This window comes from Cupriavidus sp. 01L45, assembly GCF_056399885.1.
On record NZ_JBFTSG010000010.1, the window covers coordinates 22987 to 39395 of the forward strand.

Here is a 16409-nt window from a genome sequence, read left to right on the forward strand (position 1 = left end):
GCTCGTCTGCTCGCCGGCTTGCCGACGGCAGCGGGTTCGCGCAGGCCGCGCGAACCACTGACAGGGGAGCACGGCGCCATGACCATCGTTCACACCGCTGCCGTCCTGGAGGCTGCGCTCATCGCACTGCTGCTGATGTTGCAGTTCCGGCGCGCGCGCCATCGCCAGGCACCCGCAGCCACGGATGCGCCGATCACCCCGGCCCTTGGCACAACAAAGCCGCCGCACCGGCCTTTTGCTTTTAACTTCCTGCGTACCCGTGTCGCCAACGCAACGTGGGAGCAGCAGGCCACAGGATCGTCCGCGGAACAGCCATGCCCTCGCGAGGCGCCAGGATCTCGCCAGTCTTGGCGGCAGAGCTGGCGCCCCATCCGCGCGCGCCTCACTGCCGCCGGCGGGTTCCGGCGCACCGCCGCTCACCATGAGCCGCATGAAGCCCTTGCGGAAGCGCGCGGCGATCTGCCAGAAAGCGCCCGCGACGCCACGCAGCGAGTGCAGCGCGACGAGACATTGCGCTGCACGCTGGAACTGCTGCCGTTTGCCATATTGATGACGAATGCGCACGGCCGGATCGTGCTGGCCAATGCCAGCGTGGCAACGCTCTTTGGCTATCGCCAGGATGAGTTGATCGGCGCTAGCGCAGACGCGCTCGTTCCCGGATTGCAGGGCGATCCCGTCCGCCGTGCCGGCGCCGTGGACGCGCCGCTGGCCGGGGCGACAGGCGGTACGCGTGACCTGTTCGCGCGGCGCAAGGATGGCACCGAATTCCCGGCGGAAATCACAGCCAATCACGCTGCGTCCGACGGCGACCCGCTTACGCTGACGGTCATCATTGACCGGACAGAGCGGTACGAACTCCAGCGCAACAGGCAGGAGCTCGTCCACCTGACTCGTGTCTCCACGCTCGGAGAACTGGCAAGTTCGCTCGCGCACGAATTGAACCAGCCGCTCACGGCCATCCTGAGCAACGCGCAGGCAGCCCAGCGATTCATGGCGAAACAACCGATCAATCTCGCCGAAGTGCGCGAGATACTGCAGGACCTGGTCGATGACAACCATCGCGCGAGTGAAGTGCTTCGCAGGATCCGCGCGCTCGTCAAGAAAGGCGAACTCGAGGCGGCGCCGCTCAGCCTTGCCCGCGTCATCGGCGATGTGGTCCTGCTGGTGCACAGCGACGCGATCGTGCGCGGCATTCGCGTGCTGCTGAACGTCGATCCCGGACTGCCGCCCGTGCAGGGCGACAGCGTCCAGGTGCAGCAGGTCGTGCTGAACTTGTTGCTTAACGCATTCCACGCGACGGAGTCCCGCTCGGCGCACGATCGCGAGATCGTGGTTGGCGCCGCGCTCGATGGCGCCGGCATGGTGCGCGTCTGGGTGCGCGATCGCGGACCCGGCCTCGCCGCCGACAAGCTGGACAAGCTCTTCAAGCCGTTTTATACGTCGAAGCGCGAGGGGCTCGGGCTAGGGCTGTCGATCAGCCGCACTATTGTTGAACTGCATGGGGGCCGCATCTGGGCGGAAAACAACAGTGGCCATGGCGCCACCTTCCATTTCACTTTGCCCATCGCCACTGAAGCCGAGTTCCTTCACTCCGGACAACGACCATGAACCACGCCACACCAACCGTCTTCGTGGTGGATGACGACGACGCCGTGCGCCGGGCGTTGACGCGCCTGATCCGCTCCGCAGGCTACCGGGCCGAAGGGTTCGGATCGGCGCTCGAGTGCCGTGCGTACCTCGAATGCGGTCCTCCCGCGGACTACAACGCCTGCCTGGTACTCGACGTGCAACTGCCTGACTTGAACGGCCTGGAGTTTCAGCGCGAATTGCGCGGAGCAGGCATGCCCCTGTCGATCATCTTCCTCACCGGACACGGCGATATCCCGATGAGCGTCAGCGCGATGAAGGCGGGCGCGACCGACTTCCTGGTGAAGCCGGTCAGCGATACCGACCTGCTCAATGCCATCGAGACCGCATTGGGGAGCGCGTCGCAAGCGCTCGCGAGCCGCATCGAAATCGAATCGATTCACAATCGCATCGAGCGGCTTACGCCGCGCGAGCGGGAAGTGCTGGCGCTGGTGGTCGAAGGCCGCCTGAACAAGCAAATGGCTTGCGAACTGGGCACGGCCGAAAAGACCATCAAGGTCCACCGCGCCCGCGTGATGAAGAAGATGGAGGCACATTCACTGGCAGAGCTGGTGCGGGTCGCCGATAAGGCTGGCATTCATCTGCCGTCCCCTCACCAACCCCGGAGCCCCGCGTCAGTCGCGGCAACATGACTGCGCCTGCGTGTGCCTGGCTCCATCCGTGGATCTTCAGTTGCAGCCCTCATGCCGGGCCGTCCTGGCGCATGTCTTCCCGCTCGGGCTTGTATATACGCCCTTGCCATTCTTGGTCTTGGCCTCTCCGCCCTTGCTCGTCTCTGTCGTCGTCACGCCATTCTGATTTTTTTCGGACATCGCAGCGTTGCCCGTGTTCCGGTTATAAGCACCAGCCGATTCTCCATTGTTGCAAACCACAACGCCGCGCGCGTTGGTGGTGCATTCGGCAAACGCGTTCGAGCAAAGCATCACACATGCCAACAAAGCTAGAATTCTCATGGCTACCCCTTGTTATGGCCGGCACAAGGACCTTGCGCCATCGCATACTCTGCTACAGAGTAGATCATTTCCGCCGGCTTCCCGTGCCTCTGGCAAAGACATGCCGATTGACTCGCGTTCCACCCAATCAAAGTCGGTTGAAGCGCGCAGATGGCGCGCGGACCGGGCAGGATTAACGACACGTGCCGTACGGCGCCTTCGGTACGCGAGCACCGGCATGATCCTCCTTTGGGCAGTCTCCGGGTCTGCGCAGGAAATGGAGCCGCGCGCCTATTCCGCCGTGCCGGTCGGAACGAACTTCCTGTTGATGAGCTATGCGCGATCGAGCGGCGAGGTCCTGCTGGATCCTTCGCTGCCGGTGACCGACCTGCAAGCCACGATCAATACCTACGCAGCGGGCTACTCCCATAGCTTCGGGATTGCGGGACGTACGGCAAGCGTCGCGTTGTTGGTTCCTTACGCCAATGCGGACCTGACCGGCAACGTCGAGGGCGCGCCCGGGCACGCCTACCGGTCAGGCATGGGCGACATCAGGATGAGATTTGCCGTGATTCTGCTGGGTGGCGAGGCACTCACACCGGAACAATTCGCGCGACGCAGCCCCACCGCTTCACTCGGCGCCAGCCTCAGCGTGGTCGCGCCGACCGGCCAGTACCTGCCATCGCGCCTGGTGAACGTGGGTTCGAACCGTTGGGCATTCAAGCCCGAGATCGGGTTATCCCAGCCTCTCGGCAACTGGTTCGTGGAGGGAATGGCGGGCGTGTGGTTCTTCACCGACAACAACGACTTCTTCGGCGGCAATCGGCGCAGCCAGGAACCGCTGCCTGTATTCCAATGGCACGGAGGCTATAACTGGCGACCCGGCCTTTGGCTCGCTGCGGACGTGACGTATTTCACTGGCGGTCAGACAAGCGTAAATGGCGCTCAGGGCCAGGATCTGCAGCGCACCGTGCGCTACGGCGCCACGCTGTCCGTTCCGCTTGCGGCGCAATGGTCCGCGAAGCTCGCGTGGTCGCGCGGGCTGACAGCACGCATCGGCGGCAACTTCCAGACCGTTTCCATCACGCTTCAATACCGGTGGTTTGACCGCTGACCTGCTGGCCCGCCGACCTACTGGCCGAGATGGGCGAGCGCGTCGCGCATAGGCGCAAGCGACACGCTGACCAGCCCGTAGAGCGGCGTGCTCATCTCCTCGATCAGGAAAATCGCCCCTGCCGTCGATAGCGCGCACATCATCAAGGCTGCAATGATGGTCCCGTTGCGGTCGGCGAACAAGCCGAAGGTGCCGAACACAATGGAGAGCCACAGCACCAGCACGATCAGCAGGGATATCGGAATCGTAGCCTTCGTCTGCAGCAACGCCAGCCAGCGCGCAGCAAACACGTTATCGATAATCTGGAGGGCTTGCGCCTTCAGTTGACGCTGCCGGTCGTCGCGGGGCGCCAGTGCCTCCAGCGCGCGCTGGAACTCTTCCAGCCGGCTGACCGCTTCGGCATTACCCAGCGTCCCCAACTGCGTCTCGTCCAAAGAACCGAGGATCTGGACCTTTTCGGCGTAGATACTCTTGAGCAAGCCCCGGACCTCGCGCGTTTCCGGCCCATACTTGGCCAGCACGCGATCGAGATGGATGACGCTGGCGGAATTCTGCACAAGCTCGGCGCTCGTGGTGTCAAACGTGCCCTTTGCCGACGACACCAGCAGCCCGAGCACCAGCGCGGCCATCGTTGCGATCAGGCCGGTCGCCATTTTGACAACACCGATTGATTGATCGCTGAGGTGGTTCTCCGGCAGCACGGCGCGCGTGTACATGCCGACCAGCGAACTGCCGAATACGCACACGAACACGATCAGGGCGATGACGATGTGATTCATGCTTCAACCCTCCGCATGTGGTCATGAGCGCAGCGCCCGTGGGTATCCAGAGAGCTACCCGAGAACACCGCGGCCCGGCGGACCTGGCCTTGCCCCCCCGATTCACTGGGGTCCCCGCCGCCTCGTGCGGCACGCACCGCGGATGGCTGGCACGACATATTGGGATGGCAGGCGCCGCGACGGAGCGGCATTGGAAAAGAGGGACCCAGCCATATCTTGCTCCCCGCTCGCCATGACGCAATTGGACCAAGGTCCCATAGTGCCGGCTCTTCAGTGGTGCTAGGTTCACTGCGCAATGCGTCGAGACTGTGCGCCGGCATGGCCCCGCCCGCTTCCGACGCGGATGGGAGCGGCTATGGCACATGCGCAATGGTGGCGTGAGCACGCGCAGCAAATACGCGCCGGGAGCATGGTAGCGCTCCTGGTCCTGCTCCTGCTGCTCGTGTTCGTCGTACCGTTTTCAGTGGCGCCGGACAGCTTCTACGCGCGGCTGATGCGGGAGTTGCTCCTGTCGCTGATTCTCCTGACCGGCGTGGCGGCGGTGTCGGACCGCCGCTTGCAGTTCCTGATGGTCGCGCTGGTCGCCGCTGCGGCCATCCTGGTGCGCTGGGCGGGATGGCTCTTTGCGCCGGCGCATTCGCAGGGGATACTTGACGAAACCGTGCTTGTTTCACTTGGCCTTCTTGGCGTGGTCATCGGGATCAAGGTGTTCAGCCCCGGCACGGTGACATTCGACCGGATCCTGGGCGCCGTGGCCCTCTATATATTGATCGGGGTTGTCTGGGCGGAAGCCGACCAGCTCGTCAGCGTTCACGTTCCCGGCGCCTACACTGGAATCCCGAACACCGACACGGCTTCGGATCGCTCGGTCTGGCTCTACTTCAGCTTTGTCACGCTGACGACGGTAGGCTATGGCGACATCACGCCGGTCGCCAACGCTGCGCGGGCGCTTGCGATTCTTGAGGCGCTGATCGGCCAGCTTTATCCGGCGATCGTGCTTGCGCGGCTGGTGTCGCTACGGGCTGCGGGCGAAGGGTCCGGCGCGAACCGATCGTGAACGATGCCGGAGAGTCTGCGGCGCCGGTACCCTATTGGACCAAGGTCCAATTGCCTTTGAGCGCCAGCGATACCAATATTGCCTACAGCCGTGGCGAACCGCGAAGCATCGTGGACGCATCGAAGCGTATGCGCGTCCTGCAACCACCAGTCACCTCTGCACGAGATGAGCGGCCCGATCCTGGCATTCCCACGGGCCGGGCGCGAGTTCCGGCCTGAGGCCGGAGAGGTTTTCTCACCGTCCCGGATCAATCGGGCGGTGACGCCGTAGCGAATGACACCCGGGACCTGGAGCCATGCAAGGAACTGCTCGAACTCTGATCGGCCTGGCAATCGCGTCGCTGGCATCGGCCGCAGCAGCGCAGCAACCCATCATCTACCCCGCAAGGGGACAGAGTCCGCAGCGCCAGCAAACCGATACCGCGGAATGCCAGTCGTGGGCGCAGCAAACCACCGGCGTCAATCCTGTCGCGCTCGCGGAGCGCATGGCCCAAAGTCCGCCACCCCAACAACAGCAAGGCCGGCTCCTTCGCGGCGCCGGGGGTGGCGCATTGTTCGGGACCCTGATCGGCGGGGCCGCGGGCGGCCACTGGGGCGAGGGAGCCGCGGTCGGTGCGCTCGTCGGCACGATGGGCTCCGGCATGCGGATGCGGCGCGAACAACAACAAATGGACATGCAGCAACAAAGCATGCAGCAGCAGGCATCGGGTCAGCTTTCGACGTACAACCGTGCGGTGGCGGCATGCATGACTGGCCGTGGCTACACGGTCGAGTAGCGATCACGTCAGCATCATCGGGGCGCCGGCCAGCCAGTCCGTTGCCCCGTCTTTCGCTGGCCGGTTCACGACAGGCAGGAGGAAGCGCCATGCTGAAGACATTGCGGGCAACCGCCCTCGCTACCCTTGTTTGTGCAACACCTGCATGGGTGCTCGCCGCGGACTTCGACGGCAGCAAGCCGCTCTTGTGCGCCACCGTCGACGCACACTTCTGCGATATCGGGGAGGTCTGCTATCGAACGCTTCCTGCGATCCTGGGCGCGCCGCAATTCATGAAAATCAATTTCGCAAAGAAGACCGTGTCGGGACCGCAGCGTTCCACCGACATCCGCTTCATGGAGCCAAGCAATGGGCAGTTGCTTCTTATCGGCACGGAGCTGGGCTACGGCTGGAGCATTGCGCTCGACACCAAGACCGGCTCCATGTCCGCGACGCTTGTGAACCGCGAAGACGTGTTCGTACTATTTGGCGCCTGCACACCGTCGTAGATCGCCCCGCGCTCCGCGTTCGCTGCCGTTACCTGCGCGAGCGGCCTTGGCGCTTGCGTAGATATGCGTAGATCATGAACAGCACCGATGTCGACCGACAGCGCGGCGGGCTGGTCGCGCTCGCCATCGCGTCCCTCATCGTGGGAGCGGCCACCGGACTGCTGGGGACGCTCTTCCGGTTGGCGCTTGAGCATGCGGACAGACTACGCGGCCTGTTCGTCTCGTGGGCACACGGGCACGTCATCGGACTGGTCCTCGTCCTGTTCGCCGCCGCGGCCTCGACCGCCCTGGCGGCATGGCTCGTCAGGCGCTTCGCGCCAGAGGCGAGCGGCAGCGGCATCCCTCACGTCGAGGCCGTGCTGAGCGCCGACCAGCCTGCCGCACCCCTCGCGCTCGTCCCGGTCAAGTTCTTTGGTGGCGTGCTCGCCATCGGCGCCGGGCTGGCCCTGGGCCGCGAAGGCCCCACCGTGCAAATGGGTGCGTCGATCGCCCACCTGTTCGGGACACTGGTTCGCCGCAACGCGGACGACTGCAGGGTTCTGCTCGCGGCTGGCGCGGGTGCTGGACTGGCGACGGCGTTCAATGCGCCGATCGCCGGCGCGGTGTTCGTCCTCGAAGAACTGATGCGCCGGTTCGAGACGCGCACGGCCATTGCTGCGCTCGGCGCGTCGGCGGGCGCCATTGCGGTAGCGCGCCTGATCCACGGCGATCTGCCGGATTTCCAGATGGCAGCACAACCGTTTCCCGGTGCCGGAACGGTGCCGGCGCACCTCGCGCTCGGTGTGGTCGTCGGCCTTGCAGGGGTCGCCTATTGCCGCACGATCCTCTGGGCGCTAGCCACAGCCGATGGGCTCGCCCGCTGGCCGGCCGAAGTGCGCGCCGCGCTTGTCGGGGCCGGGGTCGGACTACTCGCGTGGTTTGCTCCGGACCTGGTGGGTGGCGGCGACGCAATCACACAGCGCGCTCTCGCGGGAACGGGCGCGCTTTCCGGCATCGCGCTGGTGTTCCTGATCCGCTTCGGCCTCGGAGCCGTATCGTACGCCGCGGGTACGCCAGGCGGCCTGTTTGCGCCGATGCTCGTTCTGGGCGCGCAGACGGGCCTTGTCTTCGGCAGGATCTGTATTCACTGGTTCCCGGGCGTGGCCGCTTCTCCCGGCGCGTTCGCCGTGGTCGCCATGGCGGCCTTCTTTACGGCAGTGGTGCGCGCCCCGATCACCGGCATCGTCCTGGTGACGGAGATGACGGCAAGCTTCACATTGCTGTTGCCCATGCTCACAGCCTGCTTCACCGCGATGGTCGTCCCCATCATGTTGCGCTGTCCGCCAATCTATGAATCGCTGGGCGAGCGCCTTCCGCAAAAACAGCGGACCGCGGCGAAGCCCGACCCCTGATTCGCTCCATGCGGCCGGCGCCGATCCCAAGTTGTCACTCTCCACGCGTCGTGCGGATCGCCGCGGCAATATCGCGGCAGACCGCGGCCAGCGCCCGGCTGTGCGCAGCGACCAGCGCATCGTAACCCTGAGCGCCGGCAGGCTCGCTCACGATACTGCGGCCGCTCACCGGCGTCCCCTGCTTTGGCGGCCGCACCAGCCACAACACCGAGATCGACGCCGCATCGCCCGGTGCGGAATCAAAGCGCTGGATGTCGACCGCAACCTGGTACGCCGTCGCACGATCAGCCCATTGCAAATAGCTTGAAACATGCGCACCGGGAAACAGCTGGGCCAGGTCTGCAGCCATCACGTTCGCAACCTGGCTCTTCAGCGGCTCGGCCCAGCGGGCGAACTCGTCGATCCTTACCTGCGTCGCATTGACCCGCAACACCAGTTGCGGGCGGTCGACAATGTCCGGCACCGCCACCAGCCCGATCGAGATAGCAAGTGGCGCGACACTGGCCTCAACGGGCACCGTTGTCCGCTCCGGACTCAAGGTATAGAAAACCGCCTGAGGCGAACTCGCGCAACCACCGAGCACCGAAACCGCAAGTACCGCAGCTATCAGAAGAAGAGAGCGCATCACTTCTTGTCCTCCGTCTTGCCGCGAATCAACGCTTCCGGATGGCGTTCGAGATAGTCCGCGAGAGCGCGAAGCGATGCCGCCGTGCGTGACAGCTCCCGCATCGTATCGGCTGTACTCTGCGACAGTGCCGAGTCCGGCTGCATCGCGCTGTTGGCCGAATCGAGCGCCGTGCGCGCCGACACAATCGCGGCGCGCGCCTCCGGCGCCACTTCCGCATCGAGCGTCTTGAGCAGCTTGTCCACATTTTGCAAGGTCACTCGGACATCCTTCCCGATGCCCTCGAACGGCACTTTGTTGAGCTTGGCAACCAGGCTTGTAATCGAGTCCTGAAGAGACTGCAGGCCGCCCGGAACCGTAGGCAACTCAGGCGGCTTGGCGTCCCAGTCCACCGTGGCCTTGGGAGCCGCGGGGAAGAAGTCCAGCGCGAGGTAGAGCTGCCCGGTCAGCAGGTTGCCGGTTCTAAGCTGCCCGCGGAAGCCATGTTCGACCAGCCACACAGCAAGCGCGTGAGGGTTGTCCGTGAGCCTGCCCCCCTTGACTCCCGTCTCATACCGCGACGTGAAACGCTCCGGATAGATCCGCACTTCGACCGGAATGCTGAACTCCTTCTTTTCCCGGTCGAAGCGCGTGTAGATCCCTGTCACCTCGCCCACCACGATGCCGCGGAAATCGACGGGCGCACCGACCGTCAGGCCGCGTACCGATTCCCTGAAGCTGAACACGAATGTCTCGGCAATCTTGTCATGGCGCTTCATCGCCTCCGCACGGTCGCGGAACAAATCGAACTGGGCGTTGGCCTCAGCCTGCGGTCCACTCTCTGCATCATCGGGGGACTGAAACGCGACCCCGCCAATGAGGATCGCGACCATCGATTGCGTATTGACCTTCACGCCGCTTGTATCGAGCGACACATCGACACCGCTTGCGTGCCAGAAGCGCGTATCGGCGTGCACATACTTGTCGTAGGGTGCATTGATAAAGACCCGCAGCGTGACACCATTTCCGTCGGCATCCATGTTGTAGGAGGAAATCTGGCCGACCTGCAAGCGCCTGAAGAAAACGGGAGTGCCTATATCGAGCGAGCCCATATCCTCGCTCTTGAGCACGAACTCCTTCCCGGGGACATCCTTCGCGAAAACCGGCGGGGTCTCGAGGCCGACGAAGTCGCGTCGCGACTTGGTCTGGTTGCCGACGTCCGTGCCGATATACGAGCCGGACAGCAGCGTACCCAGGCCCGATACGGTGCCGCCGGAGATGCGCGGCCGCACGACCCAGAAGCGGGTGTCGTCGACCAGCAAGTCCGACGCGTCCTTGGCCAGTTCAGCGCTTGCAATGACGCCGCGATGGTCTTTTGACAGGATGACGCTCTTGACTACGCCGATGTCCACATCCTTGTACTTGATCTTGGTCTTTCCCGCCTCGAGACCTTCGCCGGTCTTGAAGCTGATGGTGATGGTCGGGCCTTTCTGGAGGATCGCCTGTGCCGCCAGCCAGCCGCCGATCAGCACTGCGATGAGCGGCACCAGCCAGACGAGTTGCAGGCGCCAGCGCGAGTGCTGCGTGGCGACCACCTCGGGAAAGTCAGGCGCGCCGGGTTCGTCGCCTTGTTCAGGAGGATTAGCCACGATCCTTCTCCACGGCATCCCAGATCAGACGCGGGTCGAACGACATAGCGGCGAACATCGTCAGCACCACCACCGCACCAAACGCGACCGAGGCCGGGCCGGCCTTGATCGTCGCCAGCGAACTGAACTGCACGAGCGCAACCAGAAGCGTGATGACGTAGATATCGAGCATCGACCAGCGCCCGACGATTTCCACCAGACGATAGATGCGCGCCCGCCTCTCACGCAACCATCGCGAGTGAAACTGTGCCGAACTGACGAGAAACAGCATGGCGATGATCTTGAGCATCGGCACCGCGATACTCGCAATGAATACCACGCATGCCAACAACCKGGAGCCCGAGGTCCAGAGGTAGACCACGCCGCTCAGGATCGTATCCTCCTCCGAGCCGAAGAGCGAACTCGTGTCCATCACGGGCAGCAGATTGGCCGGGATATACAGGATCATCGCTGCAATCAGGAACGCCCAGGTACGGGCGATGCTGGCCGGCTTGCGAAAGTGCAGGTGAGTGCCGCACCGCGGGCAGCTGCCTTCATGGGCATGAGGAGCCAGCCGCGACAACAGCCCGCAACTGTGGCAGACCAGCAAGCCCGCGCGGGCAGCCGTGGTGGCCGAGGCAGCGATCACGCCACGCCCTCTTACGTGCGATGCCGCATCTATCCGGGCCCACAGGTCGCGAACGTCGAAGGCGGAGGACGCGGCGGCGAGCAGCAGCATCACCGCCCCGAACGCCCACATGGCGACGCCGGTCACCACCGTGGCGATATGCGCGAGTTTGACCAAGGCGACCAGCATGCCGAGGATCAGGACTTCGGTCATGCCCCAGGGCGCCGCCAGTTCCAGGACGCGAAACACCGCGTCGGGCCGGCGCGGCAACCGTCGCAGCCGCAGCGGTAGCAAGAGATACGTCATCGCCAGCATTCTCAGCAGCGGCATCATGAGCGTGGTGACGAACACGAGGCCGGCGAGCGGCCACATGCCGTCGCGATAGAGTATCCGAACCGCGCCGAACAGCGTCGTCTGGACGAGATCGCCGTTCACCGACAACCCCACCACCGGAAACATGTTCGCCACCACGAACAGCACGAGCGCCGCGAGCGTCAATGCAAGCGCTCGGTCGAGGCTCTCCGGCCGGCTCCGATAGAGCTCCGCGCCGCAGCGCCGGCAGCGTGCGATGCCGGCTCTTGGCAACGCCGTCTCACGCTGCAGCAGATCGCACTCGTGGCAGGCGATCAGGCGCGCCGCGGTCATGGCAGTGATTTGCTTGTACCGGAGGGCGATGCGTCCGGTGGTACGGAATTGCCGCCGTCGCCATACACTACCGAGGTCATACGTTCCGCGTCGACCACCCAGCCGCCACCCATCGCTTTATAGAGATTCACGCTTGAGGTAAAGACCGTTCCCTGCGCTTGGGCGTAACTCAGTTGCGCGTTGAAGAGGCTGCGCTCGGCATCCAGCACCTCGATGTAGCTCGTGTATCCGCCCTCGTAGCGCAACCGTGCGAGCCTCGCGTAGGTCGCCAGCGCGTCGACCTGCCGTCCCTGCACAACGAGTTTCTCGCGCGTCTTCTGCAAGGACACCAGCGAGTCCGCGACCTCCTGGAAAGCTACCTGGATCGCCTTCTGGTACGTGAACAGCGCCTGTTGCTGCAGTGCCTCGGCCTGCTTGACCTGCCCGCTGATGTTGCCCGCGGTGAAGATCGGCACCGTCACCGCACCGGCGTATGACCACAACCTGGCCGGGCCGGTGAAGAGCTGCGAGAACTGGGTGCTCGCCGTGCCGAACACGCCAGTCAGCGAGATCGACGGGAAGTAGAGCGCGCGCGCCGCGCCAATCAGCGCGTTGGCGGCGATCAGGTCCTGCTCGGCCTGCCGCAGGTCGGGGCGGCGTTCGAGCAATTCGGATGGCAATCCGGCCGGCACCAATGGCAACACCAGGTCGTCCAGCTTGCGGTCACGCTGGATCGGTTGCGGGTTCTGCCCCAGGAGGATGGATAGCGCATCCTCCTGTTGCGCGATCTGGAGTTCGATCTGCGGAATCGTCGACAGCGAGGATTCGTATTCGGACTGGCTCTGCGCCAGTTCCATCTGTGAAACTTCCCCGCCCTTGTAGCGCAGATCGAATACGTGCACCGACTCTGCCCGGCTTGCCACGGTCGCCTTGGCGATTTCCAGTTGCCGGTCGAGCGACAGCAGATTCACATAGGACGACGCCACGGAAGCGACGAGCGTCAGGATCGTCGCGCGCCTGCCTTCCTCGCTCGCCAGCAGGCTCGCCCGGGCGGACTCGGTCTGACGGCGCAGCTTGCCGAAGACATCGATCTCCCATGCCGCCGAGAGCGTCGCCTGGTACTGGTTGAATACCTGTCCGACGCCGGACGGCAATGTCGTCGTCCCTAGCGGCACGCGCTCACGCTGTGCCCCGGCCCCTGCGCCGAGTTGCGGGAACAACTGCGAGCGCGTGCTCTGGAATTGCCCGAGAAACTGCTCGACGCGCGCCGCCGCGATCTTCACGTCCTTGTTCTCGGCCAGCGCCGTCGCGATCAGATCGTTGAGCGCCGGATCCTCGAACTGCACCCACCACGTCGTATTGACGAGATCCTGAGCATCCGCCTCGGCAAAGCGGAAGGTAGCCGGCGTGTTGACGGCCGGCCGCTGATAGTTCGGCCCGAGCAGGCAACCGCCGAGCGTCAGCAAGGCCATTAGCGAAAGAGCCGAAGTGCGCATGTCATTCGTCCTCGCGTCTGGCGGACGGCGTGGCCGTCGGGCCGCCCGCTCCCGCCCCAATGGAGCCCGGTGCCGGCTCGCCGGGCGCGCCGCCTTCCGGACCGGGAGTCTTCTTGCCTCCGCCCTTCTTCTCCGACATGGTTTCGAGCACGTAGAAGAACATCGGGATGAAAAACACCGCGATCACCGTGGCGCCGAGCATGCCGCCAATGACGCCGGTCCCGATCGAATGCCGGCTGTTCGCCGATGCGCCGAGTGCGATCGCCAGCGGCACGCAGCCCAGGATGAAGGCAAGGGAGGTCATCACGATCGGACGCAGCCGTTCGGTCGCCGCCGTGACCGCGGCGTCATAGACCGACTCACCCTGTTCCCGGTTCAGCACGGCAAACTCGAAGATCAGGATCGCGTTCTTGGCCGCCAGCGCCACCAGCATCGTGAGGCCGATCTGGAAGTAGACGTCGTTATCGAGGCCGCGCAGCAGGATGGCAAGCAACGCGCCAAAGAGCGCAAACGGCACCGCCATCAGCACGCCCACCGGCAAGCTCCACTTCTCGTACTGCGCAGCGAGAATCAGGAACACCATGATCAGGCCGAACACGAACACAAGCGCCGACGAGCTGCTGGCCTTCAGGGCTTCGTACGCCTCGCCGCTCCACCCCACCCCGTAGTCGTTGGGCATCACCTCGTCCGCCACCTCTTGCAGCGTGGAAAGGACCTGCCCCGAGCTGTATCCCGGGGCCGCATTGGCGGTAATCTTGACCGCCGGGAAATTATTGAAGCGCGTCACCAGATCCGGACCGGTGACGAACTTGGTGGTCACCACGGCCTTGAGCGGTACCATGTTGCCGGTCTTGCCGCGCACGAAGATCTGGTCGAGATCCCCGGGCTTGAGCCGGTAGGACGGCTCCGCTTGCAGGATGACCTGCCAGAGCCGGCTCGAACGATTGAACTGCGAGACGTACAGCGAGCCGAACATGGTCTGCATCGCGCTGTACACTTCCTCGACCGGCACCCCCAGGGTTTCCGCCTTTTCACGGTCCACGTTGACCAGCAGCTGCTGTGCCGCCGCATTGAAGGTCGACGTGACGCGGGCCAGTTCGGGCCGCTGCTTCGCCTTGGCCATGAAGTCGTTCACCACGCCCGCGAGTTGCGGGATGGAACCGTCCCCTTTGCTCTGGATCCACATCTCCGTGCCGCCGGTCGTACCCAACCCCGGGATCGACGGCGGATTGACCGGCAGGATGATCCCCTCTTTTACCTTCGACAGCTGCTCGTAGGCGTCGATCAGCACGGCGCGCGCATTCTGCGTTTTGATGTTGGCGAATTTATAGCGCTCGTCGAAGCTCTTGAACCCGATAAAGAACGCTCCGGCGTTATTCTTGTTCTGGCTGTCGAGCAGGCTATAGCCGTCGACCACCGTGACGCTGCCCACGGCCGGCTGCTTCATGAAATAGTCGGTCACGTGCTGTGACACCGCCCCGGTGCGATCCAGGCTCGCGGCGTCCGGCATGATCACCGCCCCGAGCAGATAGCCCTGGTCCTCGGGCGGGAGAAACGAGGTCGGGATCGACCGCATCATGACAACCGCAAGCGCGATCATGCCGACGAACAGCAACAAGGCGACCACGAAGCGCTTGATGACCATCTTCACCAGGTTCGTATAGCCAGCGGTCATGCGCCCGAAGGCATTCTCGAACCACCTGAAGAAGCCCTTCTTTTCATGGTGTCCGGGTTTCAGCAGCAATGCCGCCAGCGCAGGCGACAGCGTGAGCGCGACCAGCCCCGAGAACACCACCGAGATCGCAATGGTAATGGCGAACTGCTTGTACAGTTGTCCGGTAATACCCCCAAGGAACGCCACCGGCACGAATACGGCGCACAGCACAAGCACGATCGCGATCACCGGCCCCGTGACTTCGTCCATGGCCCGTTTGGCGGCGTCCTTCGGATTCAGCTTGTGGACGCTCATATTCCGTTCGACGTTCTCGATCACCACGATGGCATCGTCCACCACGATGCCGATCGCCAGCACCATGCCGAACAAGGTCAGCATGTTGATCGAAAACCCGAGCGCCATCATGCCCATGCAGGTACCGACAATCGACACAGGCACCGCCAGCACCGGGATCAAAGTGGCGCGCAGGCTCTGCAGGAACACGAACACGACGATCACCACCAGCACGAGCGCTTCGAAGAAGGTGTGAATGACGTCCGAGATCGACGCACGGGTGAACTCGGTCGTGTCCATCGCGATTTCGTACTCAAGCCCTTCCGGAAACGACTTCTTCATCTCCGCCAGCGTCTTGCGCACCTGGTTGGACACGTCGAGCGCGTTGGCGCCCGGCTGCTGATAAACGGCGATCACCGTCGCCGGCTTGCCCTGGAACTTGCTACGGATCGAATAGTCCTTGCTGCCGAGTTCGGCACGGCCGACGTCCTTGAGACGCACCATCGCGGCATCGCCGCTCGCCGCGCGCAGGATGATGTTCTCGAACTCGGCCGGATTGCTCAGGCGGCCGGTGGTGGTTACCGCGAATGACTGCTCGACTGCCGTGCCGGTTGGCGACTGGCCGATGCTGCCGACCGCGAACTGCTGGTTCTGGTTGGCGACCGCCTTCTGCACGTCGGAGGCCGTGATACCGAGCTGCGCCATGCGGTCAGGCTTGAGCCAGATACGCATCGCGTAATCAGGCGTGCCGAAGATGCTCGACTGATTGGCGCCGGGTATGCGCTTTAGCGCATCCAGCACGTAGATGTTGGTGTAGTTGGCAATGTAGGTTGCATCGTAGCGTTCGCTGGGCGAGTAGATGGCGAGGACCATCATGAACGCCGAGGATTTCTTCTGCACCTGGATGCCTTGGGCCTGAACCGACGAAGGCAATTGCGGCAGCGCCAGGTTCACCCGGTTCTGCACATCGACCTGGGCAAGCTCGGGGTTGGTGCCGATCTCGAAAAAGACGTTAAGGGTGAAGTTGCCGGTCGATGAACTCGAAGAGTTCATGTAGATCATGTTGTCCGCGCCATTGACCTGCTGCTCGATCGGCGCGGCGACATTGTTTGCAACCACATCCCCGGTCGCACCGGGGTACGTGGCGGAGACGGTAATCTGCGGCGGCGTAATGTCAGGATACTGCGCGATGGGCAGGTTGAGCATCGCCAGCGCGCCGCCGAGCGTGATCACGATCGAAATGACCGACGCGAAGATCGGCCGGTCAATGCAGAAATGGGAAATGTTCATTTCGCCTG

13 protein-coding genes are annotated in these 16409 nt (G+C 63.9%); 7 read left to right on the forward strand and 6 right to left on the reverse strand.

What is annotated here, in order from left to right; translation table 11 throughout:
- Positions 1–78: 78 nt before the first annotated feature.
- The 3 genes from AC1DT6_RS08880 (at position 79) to AC1DT6_RS08890 (ending at position 3693) form a co-directional block, all read left to right on the forward strand.
- Entirely contained in the window at positions 79–1608 is a 1530-nt protein-coding gene (locus AC1DT6_RS08880) for a sensor histidine kinase (protein ID WP_477102393.1), read from the forward strand.
- Positions 1605–2279 carry a response regulator transcription factor gene (locus tag AC1DT6_RS08885; protein ID WP_441628102.1) on the forward strand — a complete coding sequence of 225 codons (675 nt, stop codon included), beginning with the start codon at positions 1605–1607 and terminating at the stop codon, positions 2277–2279. Before AC1DT6_RS08880 ends, AC1DT6_RS08885 begins: the two co-directional genes overlap by 4 nt.
- A 538-nt stretch (positions 2280–2817) precedes the next feature.
- A complete protein-coding gene (locus tag AC1DT6_RS08890; RefSeq protein WP_441628106.1) occupies positions 2818–3693 on the forward strand; it encodes a transporter in 876 nt (291 codons plus the stop codon).
- 17 nt (positions 3694–3710) lie between these two features.
- On the opposite strand, the gene AC1DT6_RS08895 is transcribed toward AC1DT6_RS08890, so the two are convergent.
- Positions 3711–4472 carry a bestrophin-like domain gene (locus AC1DT6_RS08895; protein WP_441628108.1) on the reverse strand — a complete coding sequence of 254 codons (762 nt, stop codon included), beginning with the start codon at positions 4470–4472 and terminating at the stop codon, positions 3711–3713.
- Between the two features lie 409 nt (positions 4473–4881).
- Here AC1DT6_RS08895 and AC1DT6_RS08900 point away from each other — a divergent pair, with 409 nt between their 5' ends.
- The 4 genes from AC1DT6_RS08900 to clcA all read left to right on the forward strand — a co-directional run bounded on the left by AC1DT6_RS08900 (position 4882) and on the right by clcA (position 8183).
- On the forward strand, positions 4882–5529 hold the full coding sequence (locus tag AC1DT6_RS08900) for a potassium channel family protein (RefSeq protein WP_441628110.1): 648 nt from the start codon (positions 4882–4884) through the stop codon (positions 5527–5529).
- A 295-nt stretch (positions 5530–5824) separates the two neighbouring features.
- Positions 5825–6304 (forward strand): glycine zipper family protein, encoded by a 480-nt coding sequence (locus AC1DT6_RS08905; RefSeq protein ID WP_441628112.1) that lies wholly within the window; start codon positions 5825–5827, stop codon positions 6302–6304.
- An 89-nt stretch (positions 6305–6393) separates the two neighbouring features.
- Entirely contained in the window at positions 6394–6792 is a 399-nt protein-coding gene (locus AC1DT6_RS08910) for a hypothetical protein (RefSeq protein WP_477102394.1), read from the forward strand.
- 74 nt (positions 6793–6866) lie between these two features.
- Positions 6867–8183 carry a H(+)/Cl(-) exchange transporter ClcA gene (gene clcA, locus AC1DT6_RS08915; RefSeq protein ID WP_477102395.1) on the forward strand — a complete coding sequence of 439 codons (1317 nt, stop codon included), beginning with the start codon at positions 6867–6869 and terminating at the stop codon, positions 8181–8183.
- Between the two features lie 34 nt (positions 8184–8217).
- On the opposite strand, the gene AC1DT6_RS08920 is transcribed toward clcA, so the two are convergent.
- From AC1DT6_RS08920 to AC1DT6_RS08940, 5 genes are read right to left on the reverse strand one after another with little or no spacing between them, the layout of a single operon-like run.
- Positions 8218–8808 carry a PqiC family protein gene (locus AC1DT6_RS08920; RefSeq protein WP_441628118.1) on the reverse strand — a complete coding sequence of 197 codons (591 nt, stop codon included), beginning with the start codon at positions 8806–8808 and terminating at the stop codon, positions 8218–8220.
- Positions 8808–10454: a PqiB family protein gene (locus AC1DT6_RS08925; RefSeq protein WP_441628120.1), complete on the reverse strand. Its 1647-nt coding sequence runs from the start codon at positions 10452–10454 to the stop codon at positions 8808–8810. Before AC1DT6_RS08925 ends, AC1DT6_RS08920 begins: the two co-directional genes overlap by 1 nt.
- Entirely contained in the window at positions 10429–11688 is a 1260-nt protein-coding gene (locus AC1DT6_RS08930) for a paraquat-inducible protein A (RefSeq protein WP_477102396.1), read from the reverse strand. The genes AC1DT6_RS08925 and AC1DT6_RS08930 overlap by 26 nt, the downstream gene beginning before the upstream one ends.
- Positions 11685–13163 carry an efflux transporter outer membrane subunit gene (locus tag AC1DT6_RS08935; RefSeq protein WP_477102397.1) on the reverse strand — a complete coding sequence of 493 codons (1479 nt, stop codon included), beginning with the start codon at positions 13161–13163 and terminating at the stop codon, positions 11685–11687. Before AC1DT6_RS08935 ends, AC1DT6_RS08930 begins: the two co-directional genes overlap by 4 nt.
- A gap of 1 nt (position 13164) precedes the next feature.
- Positions 13165–16401: an efflux RND transporter permease subunit gene (locus AC1DT6_RS08940; protein ID WP_441628126.1), complete on the reverse strand. Its 3237-nt coding sequence runs from the start codon at positions 16399–16401 to the stop codon at positions 13165–13167.
- Positions 16402–16409 lie beyond the last annotated feature (8 nt).